Source organism: Pseudomonas sp. BT-42-2 (assembly GCF_025847435.2).
Classification (GTDB): domain Bacteria; phylum Pseudomonadota; class Gammaproteobacteria; order Pseudomonadales; family Pseudomonadaceae; genus Aquipseudomonas; species Aquipseudomonas urmiensis.
On the sequence record NZ_JAOYTM010000013.1, the window covers coordinates 35,560 to 55,468 of the forward strand.

Here is a 19,909-nt window from a genome sequence, read left to right on the forward strand (position 1 = left end):
GCTTAGCGGTCCACGTCAGCCATAACGAAGTCGATACTGCCCAGGTACGCGATCAAGTCCGCGACCATGCTGCCTTTGATCACCGAAGGGATCTGCTGCAGGTGCGGGTAGCTTGGGGTACGAATCCGGGTGCGGTAGCTCATGGTGCCGCCATCGCTCGTCAGGTAGTAACTGTTGATGCCCTTGGTCGCTTCGATCATCTGGAACGACTCGTTGGCCGGCATCACCGGGCCCCACGAGACTTGCAGGAAGTGCGTGATCAAGGTCTCGATGTGCTGCAGGGTGCGCTCTTTCGGTGGCGGCGTGGTCAGCGGGTGGTCCGCCTTGTACGGGCCTTCCGGCATGTTGCGCAGGCACTGGTCGATGATGCGGATACTCTGGCGCATCTCCTCGACCCGGACCATGCAGCGATCGTAGGCATCGCCGTTGTGGGCCAGCGGTACTTCGAACTCGAAATTCTCGTAGCCGGAGTAGGGGCGGGCTTTACGCAGGTCGAAGTCGCAACCGGTGGAACGCAGGCCGGCACCGGTGGTGCCCCATGCCAGCGCTTCCTGGGTGTTGTACGCGGCAACGCCGATGGTCCGGCCTTTGAGGATGCTGTTCTGCAGGGCCGCCTTGGTGTACTCGTCGAGACGCTTGGGCAGCCATTCGACGAAGTCCTTGACCAGCTTGTCCCAGCCGCGCGGCAGGTCGTGGGCAACACCACCGATGCGGTACCAGGCCGGGTGCAGGCGGAAGCCGGTGATCGCTTCGATCACGGTGTAGGCGCGCTGGCGGTCGGTGAAGGTGAAGAACACCGGGGTCATGGCGCCGACGTCCTGGATATAGGTACCCAGGAACAATAGGTGGCTGGTGATGCGGAAGAATTCGGCGAGCATGATACGAATCACGTCGACTTTCTGCGGCACCTGGATACCGGCGAGCTTCTCGACCGCGAGCACGTACGGCAGGTTGTTCATCACCCCGCCGAGGTAGTCGATACGGTCGGTGTAGGGGATGAAGCTATGCCAGGACTGACGCTCGGCCATCTTCTCGGCACCACGGTGGTGGTAGCCGATGTCCGGGACGCAGTCGACGATCTCTTCGCCGTCCAGCTGCAGGACGATACGGAACGCACCGTGTGCGGATGGGTGGTTGGGGCCAAGGTTGAGGAACATGTAGTCCTCGTTGGCGCCCTGGCGCTTCATGCCCCAGGCTTCCGGGTTGAAGCGAGCCGATTCCTCTTCAAGCTGCTGCTTGGCCAGGGTCAGGCTGTAGGGATCGAACTCAGTGGCGCGGGCAGGGTAGTCCTTGCGCAGCGGGTGACCTTCCCAGGTCGGCGGCATCATGATCCGGCTCAGGTGCGGGTGGCCGGCAAAGTCGATGCCGAACATGTCCCAGACTTCACGCTCGTACCAGTTGGCGTTTGGCCAGATGCCGGTCACGGTCGGCAGGTTCAGGTCGCCTTCGCTGAGCGCGACCTTGATCATCACGTCGCTGTTACGCTCGACCGACAGCAGGTGGTAGAACACGCTGAAATCGGCGGCGGGCAGGCCGCGGCGCTGGGTGCGCAGGCGTTCGTCGACACCGTGCAGGTCGTACAGCATGCTGTAGGGCTTGGCGACGCCGCGCAGGAAGCTGAGCACCTCTTTGAGCTGGGCGCGCTTGACCCACAGCACTGGCATGCCGGTGCGGGTCTCTTGGGCGACGAATGCTTCGGCGCCAAAACGGTTGTTCAGTTCGACGACCACATCTTGGTCGTCAGCCTTGTAAGGCGGAATGAAAATAGCGTTGTCCGCTGTCATGGTCTCGGTCGCTTTGGGTCAACGTAGAGAATGAAGCCAGGCCGCCGGCTCCAGGGGGAGCGGGCGGCAGGTCGCTGGATCAGACTTCGTCGGGGCTGCGCAGGTTGGTTACCGCGATACGCTGTTCGCGACGCAGGTCTTTCTGGGCAGGCATCTCGGCACGGTAAATGCCTTGATCACCAACCACCCAGGAAAGCGGGCGTCGCTCCTGTCCGATCGATTCCTGCAGCAGCATCAAGCCTTGCAGGAACGCCTCAGGGCGTGGCGGGCAGCCAGGTACGTAGACATCCACGGGGAGGAACTTGTCGACCCCCTGAACGACCGAGTAAATGTCGTACATGCCACCGGAGTTGGCGCACGAACCCATGGAGATGACCCATTTAGGTTCGAGCATCTGCTCATACAGGCGCTGGATGATCGGCGCCATCTTGATGAAGCAGGTCCCGGCGATGACCATGAAGTCGGCCTGACGCGGCGAGGCCCGGATGACTTCGGCGCCGAAGCGGGCGATGTCGTGGGGTGCCGTGAAGGCCGTGGTCATTTCCACGTAGCAGCAGGACAGGCCGAAGTTGTACGGCCAGAGGGAGTTCTTGCGCCCCCAGTTGACCGCGCCACGCAGAACATCCTCGAGTTTCCCCATGTAGATGTTCTTGTGGACCTGGTCCTCTAGCAGTTGGTCGGTGACGGTTTCCCGCTCACCGACCGGATACTGCTCGTTGGGCGCATCCGGATCGATTCTGGTGAGATTGTATTGCATGCCAAAGCCTCATTGTTTCAGCTTCGCTTGCCGCTTGCGGCGACCTTCGGGAGCCCAATCAAGTGCCCCGACGCGCCATAGGTAGACAAGACCTGCCAACAGAATTGCTATGAAAACGAGTGCTTCGACGAATCCGGTCCAGCCGCTTTCGCGGACGGACACAGACCATGCAAAGAGAAAGAGGGCTTCGATATCGAAGATCACGAACAGCATCGCGACCAGATAGAATTTGGCGGACAGGCGCAGGCGGGCGCTGCCTACGGGCAGCATGCCGGATTCGAAGGGTTCGTTCTTGGCGCGGCCCCAGGCCTTGCTACCGAGCAGGCTGGACAGACCGAGCATGAAGGCGCACAGGCCGACGACACCCAGGAGGAAGATGGCAAAGCCCCAGTTGTGGGCGATGAGTCCTGCCGAATCGGACATGCTAGAGATCCTTATACAGAGACCCAGCTCTGCAGTCTGAAATAAGTAAAGCGGCGACGTGGTGTCGCAGGTGCAGTGACCAAATGTCGCAGCTGAATCAATCGCGCTGATTTTATGGGTAAACCCAGTGCAAGTAAAATTTCTGTCGCAAATTTATTCGTAGGATTAAGAACAAAAAACTTTTGTAACTGGCTGAAAGCCTTGGTATTCGGGCATTACGCCTGCTTTTGTTAATTATGTTTCTTGCCTCGCGTAACGACTTGTAAGTTGCGTAATGATAATTAATATCATTTGATTTGAGCCGGTTAACTTTACCGGGTCTGAGCCTTGCAAAGTTCATTGGGCACACCTCGCTACTTGCAAATGCGAAAAACTCTCGTTCTAGCAGTTTTGCGCACTGCGTGCCCCGCTCTGGATCAATACTTTACCGATTAAGCCGCGTGCGGCCGACGACGCGATCGCCCATTGGCCGAGCCAGTAGGCGAGGATGATAAGGTACTGCGCCGCAGGAAACGGGCTGACGAAGCGGTCGATCCCGATCAGGCTGTCGGAGAACACGAACAGGCAAGCACCTAGCGCTGCCAGGCCACCGCAGGCCAGAGCGCGCCAGAGCATTGCGCTGATCACCAGGGCGTACAACGCCACCGGTAGCAACAGGGGACCTAGGCCGTGGCTGGCGAGCAGGTAGAACAACCCGCTGCCAGCGACCGCGGCGAGCAACAGGGCGGGCAGGGCGCTTTGGCGGTTTTGGCTGTAATAGCCGCGCAGGTAGGCCAGGTGAGCAAACAGAAACGCGCCCAGACCGAATACGAACAGATCCGCTGGAATAGCCAGGAATATGTCGCCCAGTACCGAAAAACCAAGGCCGATCATGATCCAGCGGCGGTAGGTCGTGGCCGGAGTGGTTCGCAGCCAGAGGATCAGGGCTAGCACCGGGACCGGTTTGGCCAGCAGGGCGAGCACAGCGTTGCCGCTGGCCAGCGCATATAGATAGAGGGCAGCGGCGACCAGGGCCAAAACCAACAGGCTGAATGGGCGGGACATGGGCAGTCCTTGCTGTAGTTATGGGGCAAGCATAGACCCTAACCTCTGTTGCTGCCCGTATCCGCCTCGACACGGGCAAGCCCGCTCAGGTCATGCGCCGATGTCAAATGTGGCGCATGACCTGTAGCAGCGGGCTTGCCCGCGATGAGGCCAGTACAGACGCAGACGACAAAAGGCCCGGGCACCTCAACGGTGGCCCGGGCCTTCTTCATTTCAGCAGCAAGCCACTCTCTATCAGTGGAACTGCTCTTCCTCAGTCGAACCGGTCAGCGCGGTCACCGACGAAGCGCCACCCTGGATCACCGTGGTCATGTCATCGAAGTAACCGGTGCCCACTTCCTGCTGGTGCGCGACGAAGGTGTAGCCTTTAGCCGCGTCAGCAAACTCTTGCTCTTGCAGTTTGACGTAGGCGGTCATGTCGTTGCGGGCGTAGTCGTGCGCCAGGTTGAACATGCCGTGCCACATGTTGTGGATGCCAGCCAGGGTGATGAACTGGTGCTTGTAGCCCATGGCCGACAGTTCGCGCTGGAACTTGGCGATGGTGGCATCGTCCAGGTTCTTCTTCCAGTTGAACGAAGGCGAGCAGTTGTACGACAGCAGTTGGTCTGGGTATTCCTTCTTGATCGCCTCGGCGAAACGACGCGCTTCGTCCAGGTCCGGCTTGGCGGTCTCACACCAGATCAGGTCGGCGTACGGCGCGTAAGCCAGGCCGCGAGCAATGGCCTGGTCGAGGCCGGCACGCACCTTGTAGAAGCCTTCACGGGTGCGCTCACCGAGCACGAACGGCTGGTCGTACGGGTCGCAGTCGCTGGTCAGCAGGTCGGCTGCGTTGGCGTCGGTACGGGCCAGGATGATGGTCGGTACGCCGGCAACGTCGGCAGCCAGACGTGCAGCGACCAGCTTTTGTACGGCTTCCTGGGTCGGTACCAGTACCTTGCCGCCCATGTGACCGCATTTTTTCACCGAAGCCAGCTGGTCTTCGAAGTGCACGCCAGCGGCGCCCGCTTCGATCATGTTCTTCATCAGCTCGTAGGCGTTCAGCACGCCGCCGAAACCGGCTTCAGCGTCGGCCACGATTGGCGCGAAGTAGTCGATGTAGCCTTCGTCACCTGGGTTCTTGCCCGCTTTCCACTGGATCTGGTCGGCGCGGCGGAACGAGTTGTTGATGCGCTTGACCACGGTCGGAACCGAGTCGACCGGGTACAGCGACTGGTCGGGGTACATCGACTCGGCCGAGTTGTTGTCGGCGGCAACCTGCCAGCCGGACAGGTAGATAGCCTGGATGCCGGCCTTGACCTGCTGAACAGCCTGGCCGCCGGTGAGGGCGCCCATGCAGTTGACGAAATCTTTTTCAGGGCGGAAAGAGGGGTGGGCACCTTGGGTGACCAGCTTCCACAGTTTTTCTGCACCCACCTGGGCCAGGGTGTGCTCCGGTTGCAGCGAGCCACGCAGGCGAACGACATCAGCGGCCGTGTAGGTACGGGTCACGCCTTTCCAGCGCGGGTTCTCGGCCCAGTCTTTCTCGAGGGCTGCAATTTGCTGTTCGCGTGTCAGTGCCATGGAAATAAACCTCGTCGCATCGATCTTGGGGTAATTGTGCTGATGCTCAAAAGTCGCGGATCAGAGGCCTGACGGCTGTCCTGTTCGGCGGTGTTGCGACGGCGAACGCGAAGGCTCGAAGGGGAAGGAGGTGCAGCGTGGGTCAGCGATGGCTGCAGGTCGGCTCGTGGATGCCTTGCTGCGGGGCGACATGGCTTGCCTGGTGACTGCGGTGATGCGCTTCCGTCCCTCGGGACAACTTCTCGTTGCAGTCGCAATCCGGTCGAACCGCCTTGTGGGCCGTATAGACACGAGGCGCCTCCAGGGGTGGGAGGAACGCGCCTCGAAGACCCTTGCCAGGGCCTCTGATTAGCGGGAGCGAGGCCATCATGCCCTTGGCAAAAAGTACCTGTCAAATGTTTTGTAGTGCTTTTTTTCGGTTACTACATCTTTGGTCTAATGCGACTCGGCAGTCAGTTTCAAGGCCTTTGGTCGAGGCCTTGAATTGCCTGGGATCAGTCCACAAGGTCGACTTTGACACGCAATGTCATGTTTTCACCGCGCTGGGTGCTGTAACTGAGGCTTGACGGGTTGCGCTCGGCTTGGCTTTGCTGATTGAACCCGGCCAGGGTGATCCATTCGCCGAGCTTGCCGGTGACGGTTGTGTCGGTGCTTTGCACTTTCACTACATCGGGACGTTCGCTACTCATTCGATCATTATTGCTGCTGATTGCCAGGCGAACCGTCTCACCGCTGAGGCTCGGCGTGACATAGAAACCCTGGGTCACGTTGCGGTATTCGGTGTTGGTCTGGATGCGCCCGTAGCCGTCGGTGCTGCTGCTGGTGATAGGGATGCTTTGGCCGACCTGGATCAGCGCCGGCTGGCCCTCGCTGGCCTGCACTTGCTGCATGCCGCCGTCGCGATTGGCGGTGCCGTAGCGGATGACCCGGGCGTTGCCGCGGTTGTCCTGGAAGTTGCTGTCGTTGTTGTCGACGCTGATCAGCAGGCGCTTGGGGGCGGTATCGAGTTGTTGCAGCAGGGTGCGCAGGTCGTCGATGCGCTCCGGCTCGGCGTTGACGATCAACTTGTTCTCGAAGGCGCTGACGCTGCCGTCCTTGCCCAGGAAGGCCTGGGCGGTGGGCAGCAGTTCGGCGCTGCTGCGGTGCTGAAGCGGCACGACCTCGGTGGCGGCCTGGGCGGTGAGGCTCGCAGCCAACAGCAGGGAAGCGATGAGGGGGCGTAGCGGCATGTCCATGATCTCCGCGGGTGGAATGGACATGATGGCAAATTTGTACGGGTCTTGCCGGGTGTGGATCACACCGAAACGCTTTTATGCCGGCACTGCCCGCTCTGAACCTTTGTCTTGCCCAGGCAGTCGCAGCCAATGTGGCAACAGGGTCCTCATTATGAAGCGCTATCCAATCTTGCTGTTCTGCCTGCTCACCCACGCCGCCTTGGCGGCCCAGGAGCCGTTGCGCATCAAGTCGCTGCAGCGCTGCGCCGATCTGCTCAGCGAAGACCGGCAGCAATGGTGTCTCCATGCCCAGGGCCTGGGCGTACAAACGCCTACCGTCTGGCTTGCCGGTCAGCGCCTCCCTGACGGCGATGTCCAGCGCCAGGGCGATAACCTGACATTTACCCTCACCGGCGCACACCAGCCCAGCGCACCGCTGTGGCTGGAATCTGCCGGTGAGAAGAGTAACCCCGTCTGGCTTAGCCGCCAGCGCAGCCATGTAGTGGCCGCCACTGCTGATGAAGTGGCAAAGAACATGGATGGCCTGACCACCTACCTGGACCTGGTCAGCCTGCTGATCGAGGAAAAACACCCGGGCTTGCAGGAAGCCCAACGCATCGCCGACAAGTACGGCGCCAAGGTGGTCGGCGCCATCGCGCCACTCAACGTCTATCAGTTGCGCCTACCTGTGCATGACTTGATCCAACGTGACGCGATGATCCTGCGCATGGGCAGCGAGGCCAGTGTCGATGCGCTGATCATCGAAGAGTCAGCCCCGGAGCGTGGCGAAGAAAGCACAGGGCCGTCTCGGCAGGCGATCAACCAGGCAGACGAGTGGGCCGCCAACCGCTTCATGGACGCGCTGTATTTCTACCAGCGGCGGATCCAGGCCTCGGCAATACCGGTCAAGCCGGTACGCATTGGCGTGATCGAGCGTGAGGTCGACTTCGATGCCCCAGCCTTTACCGGCTATCGCGGGCCTTGCCCGCAGGGGCAAACCTGCGTCTACGCCCGCGACGGTGACAAGGCTGAAAGCCACGGCAGCCATGTTGCTGGAATCCTCGCCGGACAGGGCGCCGAAGGTGGCTTTCTGACTGGCCTTGGCAAGGCCAGCCCAGGCTTCGAGGTCATCGTCGAACGTAACTCCGACGCTGGGATCACCGCCAACATCGCCGCTTCGGTGAACTTGGTCGAGGATGGCGCACGGGTGCTGAACTGGAGCTGGGGTATCCATCGGGTCGGGGCGAAGGACGTGCAGGGCGATGAGGTCGATTCGCTGGTGCGCTCGGGGCTTGCCATGAGCGGCTATGAAGAGTTGCTCGAGGAGTTCTTCCTGTGGCTGCGCAAGGCCCATCCCGAGGTGATCGTGGTCAATTCGGCGGGCAATGGCGCGTCTTGGTCAGGCACTGACGAATACCGCCTGCCGTCGTCGTTCGTCACCGACCAGTTGCTGGTGGTCGGTGGTCATCAGCGCAGTGACAAGGGCGTGCCAGTGACCGATCCGCAGCATGTGCGCAAGCGGCAAAGCTCCAACATCGATATGCGCGTGGATGTCAGCGCCGCCGCCTGTATCCGTTCGGCGCAGGCCAGTGAGGCGCATTGCGGTACCTCCTATGCCACGCCGCTGGTGACCGCCACGGTGGCGGCGATGCTGTCGATCAACCCCAGCTTGACCCCCGAGCAAGTGCGCATGCTGCTGCGGCGCAGCGCGCTGACCCTGGGCCTGGAGCAAGACTTCGAGGCCATGGACGCCGAGGACCTGACTGCGCCGATTTTGCCGTCGGAGCGCAATGGCCAGCTCAATCACCCAGACTTGGGCCGATCGGCGCGGCTGGACATGCAGCGCGCCCTGGATCTAGCGGTGCAGAGCCTGCAGCGGGTGCGCTGAGCCGCGCAAGGGTGGCCGCTGTAGGACAAATTCCGTAACATCGCTGGCCCTGTCGCGGGGCAAGCCCGCTCCCACGCTGTCGCTTGAGATCGTGGGAGCGGGCTTGCCCCACGATGGGGTCAGCCACAGACACCTTCGCAGGAACTTCATGAAACCCGCCCGATTACGCGCCGACATCCTCGCCGGCCTGACCACCTCTTTCGCCCTGGTCCCGGAATGCATCGCCTTCGCCCTGGTCGCCCATCTCAACCCGCTGATGGGCCTGTACGGCGCCTTCATCATTTGCACCTTGACGGCATTGTTCGGCGGTCGTCCTGGGATGATTTCCGGCGCTGCGGGCTCCATGGCGGTGGTGATCGTCGCCCTGGTGGTGCAGCACGGCGCCCAGTACCTGCTGGCCACGGTACTGCTGGGTGGGGTACTGATGATTCTGTTCGGCGCGCTACGCTTGGGCAAGTTGGTGCGCCTGGTGCCGTATCCGGTGATGCTGGGCTTCGTCAATGGCCTGGCGATTGTCATCGCCTTGGCCCAACTTGAGCATTTCAAGAGCGGCGAGCAGTGGCTCAGTGGCTCGCCGCTGTACCTGATGATCGGTCTGGTGGCGCTGACCATGCTGGTGGTCTACGTCTTGCCGCGGCTGACCCGCGCCGTGCCGCCGGCGTTGGTGGCGATCCTCGGGGTGGGGCTGCTGGTGTACCTGCTCGATCTACCGACCCGCACCCTGGGCGATATGGCCCATATCGCGGGCGGCCTGCCCCAGCTGGCCTGGCCGGACGTGCCATGGACTCTGGAAACCCTGAAGATCATTGCTCCTTACGCGCTGCTGATGGCCATGGTCGGCCTGCTGGAGACCCTGCTGACCCTCAACCTGACCGATGAGATCACCGAAAGCCGCGGCTTTCCCGACCGTGAGTGCGTGGCCCTGGGTGCGGCCAACATGGTTTCGGGGATGTGCGGTGGCATGGGCGGCTGCGCGATGATCGGCCAGACCGTGATCAACCTCAGCTCCAACGGCCGTGGCCGGCTGAGTGGGGTGGTCGCTGGGGGCATGATCCTGCTGTTCGTGCTGTTCCTGTCGCCGCTGATCGAGCGCATCCCGCTGGCGGCGCTGGTCGGGGTGATGTTCGTGGTGGCCCAGCAGACCTTCGCCTGGGCCTCTTTGCGCGTGCTGCACAAGGTGCCGGTCAGCGATGTGTTGGCGATCATTGCGGTCACCGTGGTCACGGTGTTCACCGATCTGGCTACAGCGGTGCTGTTCGGGATCGTCATCGCGGCGGTCAACTTTGCCTGGCAGCATGCCCGTGAGCTGTATGCCGACAGCCATGACGATGGTGAAGGCGGCAAGCGTTACCAGGTGCATGGCACGTTGTTCTTTGCCTCGACCACGCCCTTTCTCAATCAGTTCGACCCGGCGGGCGATCCGCCCAGCGTGACGCTCGATTGCAAGCACCTGAGCTTTGTCGACTACTCGGCGGTGGCGGCGTTGCAGACCTTGCGCGAACGCTATGCCAAGGCCGGCAAGCACCTGCGGGTGGTGCATCTGTCGGAGCGCTGCAAGAAGCTGTTGAAGCGCGCGGGCGAGCAGCACTGATGCATCGCGGGGCAAGCCCGCTCCCACGCAGCCACAGGTAGTGCGTGGGGCGGGCTTGCACCGCGATGGGTTCAGGATTCCCCGCGGTTCTTTTTCACGATCGCCTCAGCGATGTTCGCCGGCGCCTCGCCATACTTGGTGAACTCCATGGTATAGCTGGCCCGCCCCTGGGTCATCGAGCGCATCTGCGTCGAATAACCAAACATTTCACCCAGTGGCACTTCGGCGCGGATGACCTTGCCGGCCGGGGTTTCCTCGCCTTCCTGAATCATCCCGCGACGGCGGCTGAGGTCGCCAATGATGTCGCCCTGGTACTCCTCAGGCGTAACCACCTCAACCTTCATCACCGGCTCCAGCAGCACCGCGCCGCCTTTGCTGGAAAGCTGCTTGGTGGCCATCGAGGCGGCGATCTTGAAGGCCATTTCGTTGGAGTCAACATCGTGGTACGAGCCGTCGAACACGGCGGCCTGGAGGTTGATCAGCGGATAGCCGGCGAGCACGCCGTTTTGCATCTGCTCCTCGATGCCTTTCTGGATCGCCGGTATGTACTCGCGCGGAATCACCCCGCCGACCACTTCGTTGATGAACTGCAAGCCTTCCTTGCCTTCTTCTCCTGGGGCGAAGCGAATCCAGCAATGGCCATACTGGCCACGGCCACCGGACTGGCGGACGAACTTGCCTTCGATTTCGCAGGTGTTGCGGATTTTCTCGCGGTAGGCCACCTGTGGCTTGCCAATGTTGGCCTCGACGCCGAACTCGCGGCGCATGCGGTCGACAATGATGTCCAGGTGCAGCTCACCCATGCCGGAGATGATGGTCTGGGCGGTTTCTTCGTCGGTCTTGACCCGGAATGAAGGATCCTCCTGGGCCAGCTTGCTCAGGGCGATGCCCATTTTCTCCTGGTCGGCCTTGGTCTTTGGCTCCACCGCCACTGAAATCACCGGATCGGGGAAGTCCATTCGTTCGAGAATGATCGGTTTATTGATGTCGCACAGGGTGTCGCCGGTGGTGACATCTTTCATGCCGATCAGCGCGGCGATATCGCCAGCGCAAACGTCCTTGATCTCGGCACGCTGGTTGGCATGCATCTGCACCATGCGGCCGATGCGTTCCTTCTTGCCCTTGACCGAATTGAGCACGGCATTGCCGGAGCTGAGCACGCCGGAATACACCCGGGCGAAGGTGAGGGTGCCGACGAAGGGGTCGGTGGCGATCTTGAAGGCCAACGCCGAGAACGGCTCGTTGTCGTCGGCGTGACGTTCCAGATGCTTGTCTTCGTCGTCGGGGTCGGTGCCGTTGATCGCCGGAATCTCGCTAGGCGCGGGCAGGTAGTCGATCACCGCGTCGAGCATCAGCGGCACGCCTTTGTTCTTGAACGAGGAGCCGAGCACTGCCGGCACGATCTGGTTAGCGATGGTGCGCTGGCGCAGCCCGGCCTTGATCTGCTCGGTGCTCAGCTCTTCGCCATTGAGGTACAGCTCCATGAACTCGTCGTTGGCCTCGGCGGCGGCTTCGATCATGTGCGCACGCCATTCGTCGGCCAGCGGCTTTAGCTCTGCGGGGATTTCTTCCTCGCGATAGCTGGCGCCGTTGTCGGCGTCGTTCCAGTAGATGGCTTTCATCTTCACCAGGTCGATCTGGCCGATGAAGTTTTCCTCGCTGCCAATCGCCAGTTGGATCGGCACCGGATGGTGGCCCAGACGCTGGTCGATCTGTTTGACCACGCGCAGGAAGTCGGCGCCCTGGCGGTCCATCTTGTTGATGTAGGCCAGGCGCGGCACATGGTACTTGTTGGCCTGGCGCCAGACGGTCTCGGACTGCGGCTCGACCCCGTCAGCGCCACTGAATACCACCACCGCGCCATCGAGCACGCGCAACGAGCGCTCCACCTCGATGGTGAAGTCGACGTGACCGGGGGTATCGATGATGTTGAAGCGGTATTTGTTGGCGAACTGCTTGGTCGAGCCCTGCCAGAAGGCGGTGGTCGCCGCTGAGGTGATGGTGATGCCGCGCTCCTGTTCCTGGGCCATCCAGTCCATGGTCGCGGCGCCATCGTGCACCTCGCCCATCTTGTGGTTGACCCCGGTGTAGAACAGGATGCGTTCGGTGGTGGTGGTCTTGCCGGCATCGACGTGGGCGACGATGCCGATATTGCGGTATAGCTCAATGGGCGTAGTGCGGGCCATGGTCAGTCACCTGTGGGTGAATGCGCGGGGAGGGGTACTCCCAAGGTAGCAGACCGTTGACGGCCTGTTGCCCCTTGACCCGATCAAGCGAGGAGCGGTCTCAGTCAGCTTGCGCTTGCAACTGCCAGATGCCGTCGACTTCACGTGCCAGACCGCTAGCGGCCAGCAAAACCACCAGGCGTGGGTGCAGGGCGGCATCGGTGAAGCCCTTGACGCAGTTAAGGTCGAGCTCGCCGGTCAGCTTCATGTCGGTCTTGGTGTACGACAACCAGGCCTTTTTAAGTACTTGCAGCACGTCACTGCCCGCAGTGTTGGCAAAGCGGCGGTGGGCTTGGCGGCTGTCGAACTCGAAGCTGTGTTGATGGCTGTAGCTGCTTTCGTCGCCATTGCCTTCGACGCAGCGGTGGCAGCGGCACGGGCCATCGGCAAAGGCAGTGCGCAGGTAGCTGTTGAAGTCCACTACGGGCTTGAGGGTCAGGCGTTTGTCGACCTCGAACAGGTCGGCGATCAGGGGTTCTTCGGCGCTCACTCGGTGTCCTCGTGTGGTGTGGCGTGCATCGGCGGGCACCCTAACAGATCGGCGCTTTGCAGGCCATGCGCTTGGTCTGGCGATCGATGTCGTCAGCGCCGCCTTCATCGCGGGGCAAGCCCGCTCCCACGAGGCTTGCGTATCCCACCGCTGATGAGTAGCCAGCACGCCACCGGTCGAGGCGCAGGCATTCATGAGGCTCAAGCGTGTGTCGTAGGAGGCGCAGGCATTCACGAGGATCAAATGTGTGATTGTGTGATGTAGGAGGCGCAAACGTGTGTCGTGGGAGCGGGCTTGCCCCGCGATAGGGGGCTAGAGACAACAGGTGACAGCTGCCGTACCCTATGCGCCCCCGGCGTGGAGCACGCCGATCCCTATCGATGAGGCAACCCGATTGAGCAAGTACCCGTATATCGCCACCGTGACCGTCAGCACCGAAGACCGCGGAGGCGACGTCGAGGCGTCGGAAAATGCCAACATCCGTGTTGGCCTTGAGGCTGTGACCGAAACCCTGAAGAAGGTGCATTTCGTCGGCGCCCTGGCAGCCCCGGAAAAGCCGGCTACCCACATCTGCGTCACCCTGGAAAACGGCCTCGTCTATTACGGCCCGATCGTCAACGGTCACGCCGAACTCGAAGGCGGCTGGATCGCCTTCGAATCCGACATGCTCACCCCTGAAGAGCTGGGCCTGTAAGGCTCAGTCCAACTGCGCCAGGCACTGCTCGAGGATATCCAGGCCCTCTTCGAGCACTGCCGGCTCGATGGTCAGCGGTGCCAGCAGGCGAATGATGTGCCGCGCCTTGCCACTGGGCATCAACAGCAGCCCCTTGGCCCGCGCCGCTTGCAGCAGCTTGGCCAGTTGCGCAGGCGCCGGGCTGCCATCGGCATTGACCAGTTCGATGCCGCGCATGGCGCCAACGCCGGTCAGGCGGCCGAGCGAAGCGCTCAACCCAGATGACTTCCAGCGTTGATAGCGGCTGACGATGGCTTGCTCCTGACGCTCGCCCCAGGTCGCCAGGTTCTCATCGCTCATCTGCGCAAGGCTGGCCAGGGCCGCCGCGCAGGCAATTGGGTTACCTGAATAGGTGCCGCCCAGCCCGCCCTTTGGCAACGCGGCCATCAGCGCCTTGCGCCCGACCACCGCACCCAACGGCATGCCGCCAGCGATGCTCTTGGCCAGCAGCAGCAAATCCGGCTCGATGCCCAGGAGTGGGAACGCAAAGCGCTGCCCGGTGCGGCCAAAGCCCGATTGGATTTCATCGATGATGATCAAGATCCCGTGCTCGTCGCACAAGCGCCGCAGGGCTTGGGCGAAGGCCGGATCAAGCGCCAGGAAACCGCCTTCGCCCTGTACCGGTTCGAGAATGAACGCAGCCACGTCTTCGACCGCCAGCTCGACACTGAACAGCCGCTCCAGGGCTTTTAGCGCCTGCTCGCAGGTGACCCCGGTGTCGGCGCTGGGGTAGGGCAGGTGATAGACCGGCCCTGGCAAATCACCGACCCGTTGCTTGTACGGAGCGACCTTGCCATTGAGGTTGAGGGTGGCCAGGGTGCGACCGTGGAAGGCGCCGTCAAAGGCGATGATGGCGCGTTTGCCGGTGGCGCCACGGGCCACTTTCAGGGCGTTTTCCGCAGCTTCCGCGCCGCTGTTGGTGAGCATGCCGGCCAGCGGGTAGCTGACCGGCACGAACGCGCGCAATTGCTCCATCAGTTCAAGGTAGGGGCCATGCGGTGCAGCATTGAAGGCGTAGTGGGTCAGGCGCGCGGCCTGGGTCTGGATCGCCTCGACCACCGCCGGGTTGCAGTGGCCCAGGTTAAGCACACCAATACCGCCGACAAAGTCGATGTAGCGTTTACCGTCGGTATCCCAGACTTCTGCATTACGCCCATGGGAAAGTGTAATGGGGTGAACTATGGCAATTGATTGGCTGATACTTTCCAGATTCATGAGCACGCGGACCTTGTTCGAGTTTGTTGATATCCAAACGCGACTTGGGGGGTGTCGGCAAACGAATTATTCGATTGCGATCATTCCATAGATTCTGGAAGTCAGGGCCGCTCGCTTCGCGAGCAAGCCCGCTCCTACAGGTACTTCGCCGCCCCTAGAGCGACGCCGAACCTGTAGGAGCGGGCTTGCCCGCGAAAAGGCCAGAAAAGACTCAGCCATCCTCAGCTACTCCTTCCAGAATCCACTGCACAAAGGCCCGAACCTTCGGCACCTCGGCGGCATGCTCGGCATGGGCAATGAAGTGCCGGCCATTGCTCGGCACCGGATGGTCCCAGGCCACCACCAGCTTGCCTTCGCTCAGCTCTTCGGCCACCAGATAGCGTGGGATCAGCGCGATCCCGCAGCCGGCGATGGCGGCGCGAATGCACAGGTAGAAGGTGTCGAAACGCGGCCCGTGGTAGCTGTTCTGGCTGTGCAGGCCAAGCCCGAGGAACCACTCATGCCAAGCCTCTGGCCGTGAGGCGCATTGCAGCAGGCGATGTTCGGTCAGCGCCTGGGCGCTGTCAAAGCGTGAGCGCGCCAAAAGCTCTGGCGCGCACACCGGCACGACTTCTTCACTGAACAGCTCGATGCAGGTGGCGCCCGGCCAGGTGCCCTGGCCAAAGAAAAACGCGATGTCAGCCTTGGCCTGCACCAGGTCAAAGGGTTCCAGTTCGTTGCGGATATCCAGGTGGATCCGTGGGTAGCGTTCGCCAAAGCCCTTGAGCCGGGGTACCAGCCAGCGTGCGCCAAAGGTTGGCTGGGTGGCGATGCGCAGCACTTCGGTTTCGTCGCCGTAGCTGAGGATGTAGCGGCTGGAGATGTCGATCTGGGTGAGGATCTTGTTCACCTCGGCCAGGTACAACGCCCCTGCCGGGGTGAGGTGCAGGCGCCGGCGAATGCGCTGGAACAGCGCGTGCGAGAGCATGTCCTCAAGCTGCGCCACCTGCTTGCTGACCGCGCTTTGGGTCAGGTGCAGCTCTTGCGCCGCGCGGGTGAAGCTCAGGTGACGGGCAGCGGCCTCGAAGCATTGCAGGGCTGTGGTGGAGGGCATCAGGCGTTTGGACATGATGGGTCTATTACCGAGCGAAAAAGGAAAAAGTTCATTCCGAACCGGAATCATGTACGTCGAAAAGGTCGTTTGTTGGTCACGCCCTATAGATTAATACTGACCTGGATCAATGATGACAACCGCTTATGGCAAGAGGAGGCAAAAGGCGCATCGGCGGCATCCTCACAACAACAAGAAACGCGCGATAACGATTAATAAGAATTCTGCTCCAAGTTCAGCCGCCCGTGCGGCGGCCGACCCATTCGAGGGTTTTTCATGGCTTCGCTACAAAACAAAAAACAGCGTTCCCTGCAACACGGCTTGACCTCCCGCCAGGTATCGATGATCTCCATCGCCGGCATCATCGGCGCTGGCCTGTTCATCGGCTCTTCCAACGCCATCGCCACCGCCGGCCCGGCGATTCTGATTTCCTACGCTATGACCGGCCTGCTGGTGCTGCTGGTGATGCGCATGCTTGGCGAAATGGCGATTGCCAACCCTAACAGCGGCTCCTTTTCCACGTACGCAACCGAGGCCATCGGCCCATGGGCGGGCTTTACCATCGGCTGGTTATACTGGTGGTTCTGGGTATTGATCATTCCGGTCGAGGCCATCGCTGGCGCGGACATCCTGCATGCCTACTTCCCGGGCGTGCCCTCGTGGTTGTTCGCCTTTTTGATCATGATCGTGCTGTCGTGCACCAACCTGGTCAGCGTGAAGAACTTCGGTGAATTCGAGTACTGGTTTGCCTTGATCAAGGTGATTGCCATCGTCGCCTTCATCGGCATCTGCAGCATGGCCGTCTTTGGCGTCTGGCCATTGGCCGAGCGCTCCGGGGTCAGCCAGCTGTGGGCTAACGGCGGCTTCATGCCCAACGGATTTGGCACGGTGCTGGGTGGGGTGTTGATCACCATCTTCTCGTTCTTTGGCGCTGAGATCGTCACCATCGCCGCCGATGAAACCGCCAACCCGAAAGACAAGATCCGCCGCGCCACCAACCTGGTGGTGTACCGCATTGCCATCTTCTACCTGGCGTCGATCTTCCTGGTGGTGTCGCTGGTGGCGTGGAATGACCCAGGCTTGAAAGCCGTTGGTTCATTCCAACGGGTACTGGAAGTGCTCAACGTGCCGGGGGCCAAACTGGTGGTCGACCTGGTGGTGTTGGTTGCCGTCACCAGCTGCATGAACTCAGGCCTCTACACCGCCTCGCGGATGCTCTACTCGCTGGGCTCGCGTGGCGAAGCACCGCGGATGATCAAGCGCGTTTCGGGCAATGGTGTACCGACCGTGGCGGTGCTGCTGTCGACTTTGGCAGGCTTTGCTGGTTGCCTGGTCAACTACGTGTTCCCTGGCAAGGTGTTCGGCTTCTTGCTCTCGACCACTGGCGCCATTGCCTTGCTGGTGTACCTGGTGATCGCTGTGTCGCAGCTGCGCATGCGGGCCCGGGCTGATCGTGACGGCACTGAGCTGGCCTTGAAGATGTGGCTGTTCCCGTGGCTGACCTGGCTGGTGATCGGCACCATCGTCATGGTGCTGGGCTATATGCTGTTCAGCGATGCCTACCGCTACGAGACGCTGATGACGGCGGGGGTTACGCTGTTCATCCTGCTCATTTCGCTGACCCGTCGGCGGCACACTGCGCCATCGTCACAAGCTGAGCTGGCCAGCAGCGAGGGCGCTTGAGCTGAGGCGCAGGGCGTAGTTGGGCTTTAGGCCGTGCAGTGAAGCTGCAGGCCTCTTCGCGGACAAGCCCGCTCCCACAGGTCCTTGTGGGAGCGGGCTTGTCTGCCAATAGCGCCTTGAGATCTAGACAGCACGGCCCGGTATAGCGCTACCATCACCCGGTAAACCTTCCCATTCCAACAAGTCCAGGAAGCGTATGAACGATCCAATCCTTTCCCTCCAGGAGCGCGCAGCCCCGGACGGAGTCTGCTACGGCTGTGGTTGCTCACACCCCAGCGGGCTGCACCTGAAAAGTCATTGGGATGCCGATGGCATCCACCTGTTGTGCCGGCACTCCCCCGACAGCACCTTCCTCGGCTGGCCCGGCCTGGTCTATGGCGGGCTGCTGGCGATGCTGGTCGACTGCCACTCCAATTGGACTGCCATGGCCTACCACTACCGCGCCGAAGGGCGTGAGCCCGACAGCCTGCCGCGCATCGACTGCGTCACCGGCACCCTCAGCCTGAACTACCTGAAGCCTACTCCGATGGGGGTCGAGTTGTTGCTCAAGGCACGCGTTGAAGGTGAGGTCGCTCGCAAGACGCGGGTCATCTGCGAGGTCTGGGCAGGCGAGGTACTGACAGTCACGGCCGATTCGCTGTTCGTGCGTGTCGACACCGAGAAGCTCAAGCACAAGGCCCACGGCCAAGCGTGAGACGCCAGGGTGGGGCGGCAACCGGCCGCCCGCTGGTTGTAGACCGCTCTCAGTGATGTTGAAAATTCCTACAGGTCCTGACGAAGAGTCCTATAGGGACTACGTGAGTATCGGAATAGTCTGACCGCGTTTTCACCGCAGGCTGTCCGAGATGCTCGACTCTACTGATTTATCTCTATGCACCCGCTGCCGGCTTGCCGAGCTGCAGGCTGGCGCATGGACATCTCGGCTCACTTTTCCCCCGAAGCAAACACTGCCTGATCGCGGCAATCGCCGTGTACTCGGACGTTCGCGGACGCACTAAAGGAGATGTCCCATGCGTGCCAGATTCAACCCTAAAACCCTGACTGTCGCAGGCTTGCTGCTGGTGCTCTCCGGCTGCGCCAGCGTGGTTGTACCCAACGAGCAGATCGAGCTGACGCGCAGTGCGGTCAACCGTGCTGTTTCGGCAGATGCAACCCAGTATGCACCCGTTGAAATGCGCTCTGCCCAAGACAATCTGCGTGCCATGGAAAGGGCGCTGGGTGAGAAGAAGTTCAAGGAAGTGCGCATCCTCGCCGAGCGAGCCGAATCCGATGCCCGGCTAGCCGAGACCAAGGCGCGGGCCAGCAGAACTCAAGACCAGCTGAAGGTCGCCCGCGAGGGCATCCAGGTGCTGCGCAAAGAGTTGCTGGAAGACCCGATTCTCAAATCCGCCCACTAACAGGAGCCGATCATGTCGAAATTGTACATTCTGCCTACCGTGTCGATCCTGAGCCTGCTGTTGGCCGGTTGCGGCACCACCCCAGAAAACCCCACGCTGGTGGAAGCCCGTGAAGGTTTCTTGGCGCTGCAAGGTAAGCCTGAATCCAGCCGTATCGCCGCTCTGGAAACCCAGGAAGCCTCGGTGGCGCTGACCAAGGCTGAGCAGGCTTCGCTGAAAAACCGCAAAGGCGATGATGTCGAGCAGCTGTCCTATCTGGCCAATAACCGGGTCAAGGCAGCTGAAGAGACCATCAAGTTGCGCCTGGCTCAGGCCGGCATGAAAAACATCGAGGCCGAGCGCACCCAGGCGCGGCTGGATGTGCGTTCCGAGCAACTCAAGGCGGCGTTGGCCAACAACGCGCCCAAGGGTAGCAAGGAGACTGAGCGCGGCACGGTAGTGACCTTTGGTGATGTGTTGTTCGCTACCGGGCAAGCCACATTGAATCCACGCAGCCGTGACAACATCCAGGAACTGGGGCGTTACCTGCGCGATAACCCCACTCGTAGGTTGCTGATAGAAGGCCATACCGACTCCACTGGCGGCGATGCGCTCAACCAGCGTTTGTCGGAAGCTCGCGCCGCCTCGGTGGCCAACGCCCTGCGTCGTGAGGGTATTGCCGCCAATCGAATCGTCACTGCCGGCTATGGCAAGGATTACCCGGTGGCTTCCAACGCCACCGCGCACTCCCGCCAGCTCAACCGGCGTGTTGAAGTGATCATCTCCCGCGACGACCAGGAAGTCGTGCGTCGCCGCTAAGCAGTACAAGGCGCGGC

17 protein-coding genes are annotated in these 19,909 nt (G+C 61.6%); 7 read left to right on the top strand and 10 right to left on the bottom strand.

Annotation, left to right across the window (positions count from 1 at the left end):
- Window positions 1–2: 2 nt before the first annotated feature.
- The 6 genes from nuoC to OIU19_RS16215 all read right to left on the bottom strand — a co-directional run bounded on the left by nuoC (window position 3) and on the right by OIU19_RS16215 (window position 6,827).
- Window positions 3–1,784: an NADH-quinone oxidoreductase subunit C/D gene (gene nuoC / locus OIU19_RS16190; RefSeq protein ID WP_264235853.1), complete on the bottom strand. Its 1,782-nt coding sequence runs from the start codon at window positions 1,782–1,784 to the stop codon at window positions 3–5.
- 79 nt (window positions 1,785–1,863) lie between these two features.
- A complete protein-coding gene (locus OIU19_RS16195) occupies window positions 1,864–2,541 on the bottom strand; it encodes an NADH-quinone oxidoreductase subunit B family protein (RefSeq protein WP_012313769.1) in 678 nt (225 codons plus the stop codon).
- Window positions 2,542–2,550: 9 nt separating this feature from the next.
- Entirely contained in the window at window positions 2,551–2,964 is a 414-nt protein-coding gene (locus OIU19_RS16200) for an NADH-quinone oxidoreductase subunit A (RefSeq protein WP_003251427.1), read from the bottom strand.
- A gap of 381 nt (window positions 2,965–3,345) precedes the next feature.
- Window positions 3,346–4,008, bottom strand: a complete 663-nt coding sequence (locus OIU19_RS16205; RefSeq protein WP_264235854.1) for a lysoplasmalogenase — start codon at window positions 4,006–4,008, stop codon at window positions 3,346–3,348.
- Between the two features lie 234 nt (window positions 4,009–4,242).
- Window positions 4,243–5,568, bottom strand: a complete 1,326-nt coding sequence (gene aceA, locus OIU19_RS16210) for an isocitrate lyase (protein WP_264235855.1) — start codon at window positions 5,566–5,568, stop codon at window positions 4,243–4,245.
- A 494-nt stretch (window positions 5,569–6,062) separates the two neighbouring features.
- Window positions 6,063–6,827: a secretin N-terminal domain-containing protein gene (locus tag OIU19_RS16215; protein WP_264235856.1), complete on the bottom strand. Its 765-nt coding sequence runs from the start codon at window positions 6,825–6,827 to the stop codon at window positions 6,063–6,065.
- 127 nt (window positions 6,828–6,954) lie between these two features.
- Between OIU19_RS16215 and OIU19_RS16220 the strand changes: the two genes are divergently transcribed.
- Both OIU19_RS16220 and OIU19_RS16225 read left to right on the top strand, forming a co-directional pair.
- Window positions 6,955–8,670, top strand: a complete 1,716-nt coding sequence (locus OIU19_RS16220; protein WP_264235857.1) for a S8/S53 family peptidase — start codon at window positions 6,955–6,957, stop codon at window positions 8,668–8,670.
- Between the two features lie 148 nt (window positions 8,671–8,818).
- Window positions 8,819–10,261 carry a SulP family inorganic anion transporter gene (locus OIU19_RS16225; RefSeq protein WP_264235858.1) on the top strand — a complete coding sequence of 481 codons (1,443 nt, stop codon included), beginning with the start codon at window positions 8,819–8,821 and terminating at the stop codon, window positions 10,259–10,261.
- A gap of 71 nt (window positions 10,262–10,332) precedes the next feature.
- Here the strand turns inward: OIU19_RS16225 and fusA are convergent, their stop codons facing one another.
- Window positions 10,333–12,447, bottom strand: a complete 2,115-nt coding sequence (fusA, locus tag OIU19_RS16230) for an elongation factor G (protein WP_264235859.1) — start codon at window positions 12,445–12,447, stop codon at window positions 10,333–10,335.
- Between the two features lie 100 nt (window positions 12,448–12,547).
- Window positions 12,548–12,976 (bottom strand): hypothetical protein, encoded by a 429-nt coding sequence (locus tag OIU19_RS16235; protein ID WP_264235860.1) that lies wholly within the window; start codon window positions 12,974–12,976, stop codon window positions 12,548–12,550.
- A gap of 394 nt (window positions 12,977–13,370) precedes the next feature.
- Here OIU19_RS16235 and OIU19_RS16240 point away from each other — a divergent pair, with 394 nt between their 5' ends.
- Window positions 13,371–13,670, top strand: a complete 300-nt coding sequence (locus OIU19_RS16240; RefSeq protein ID WP_186557184.1) for a hypothetical protein — start codon at window positions 13,371–13,373, stop codon at window positions 13,668–13,670.
- Window positions 13,671–13,673: 3 nt separating this feature from the next.
- On the opposite strand, the gene OIU19_RS16245 is transcribed toward OIU19_RS16240, so the two are convergent.
- Both OIU19_RS16245 and gcvA read right to left on the bottom strand, forming a co-directional pair.
- Window positions 13,674–14,924: an aspartate aminotransferase family protein gene (locus OIU19_RS16245; RefSeq protein WP_264235861.1), complete on the bottom strand. Its 1,251-nt coding sequence runs from the start codon at window positions 14,922–14,924 to the stop codon at window positions 13,674–13,676.
- Window positions 14,925–15,135: 211 nt separating this feature from the next.
- Complete coding sequence (gene gcvA, locus OIU19_RS16250) at window positions 15,136–16,032, bottom strand: transcriptional regulator GcvA (protein ID WP_186557142.1); 897 nt, start codon at window positions 16,030–16,032, stop codon at window positions 15,136–15,138.
- Window positions 16,033–16,290: 258 nt separating this feature from the next.
- Here gcvA and OIU19_RS16255 point away from each other — a divergent pair, with 258 nt between their 5' ends.
- The 4 genes from OIU19_RS16255 to OIU19_RS16270 all read left to right on the top strand — a co-directional run bounded on the left by OIU19_RS16255 (window position 16,291) and on the right by OIU19_RS16270 (window position 19,892).
- Window positions 16,291–17,697, top strand: a complete 1,407-nt coding sequence (locus tag OIU19_RS16255; protein ID WP_264235862.1) for an amino acid permease — start codon at window positions 16,291–16,293, stop codon at window positions 17,695–17,697.
- 196 nt (window positions 17,698–17,893) lie between these two features.
- Window positions 17,894–18,391 (top strand): PaaI family thioesterase, encoded by a 498-nt coding sequence (locus tag OIU19_RS16260; RefSeq protein ID WP_264235863.1) that lies wholly within the window; start codon window positions 17,894–17,896, stop codon window positions 18,389–18,391.
- Between the two features lie 316 nt (window positions 18,392–18,707).
- Complete coding sequence (locus OIU19_RS16265; protein WP_264235864.1) at window positions 18,708–19,094, top strand: DUF4398 domain-containing protein; 387 nt, start codon at window positions 18,708–18,710, stop codon at window positions 19,092–19,094.
- 12 nt (window positions 19,095–19,106) lie between these two features.
- A complete protein-coding gene (locus tag OIU19_RS16270; RefSeq protein WP_264235866.1) occupies window positions 19,107–19,892 on the top strand; it encodes an OmpA family protein in 786 nt (261 codons plus the stop codon).
- Window positions 19,893–19,909: the final 17 nt, after the last annotated feature.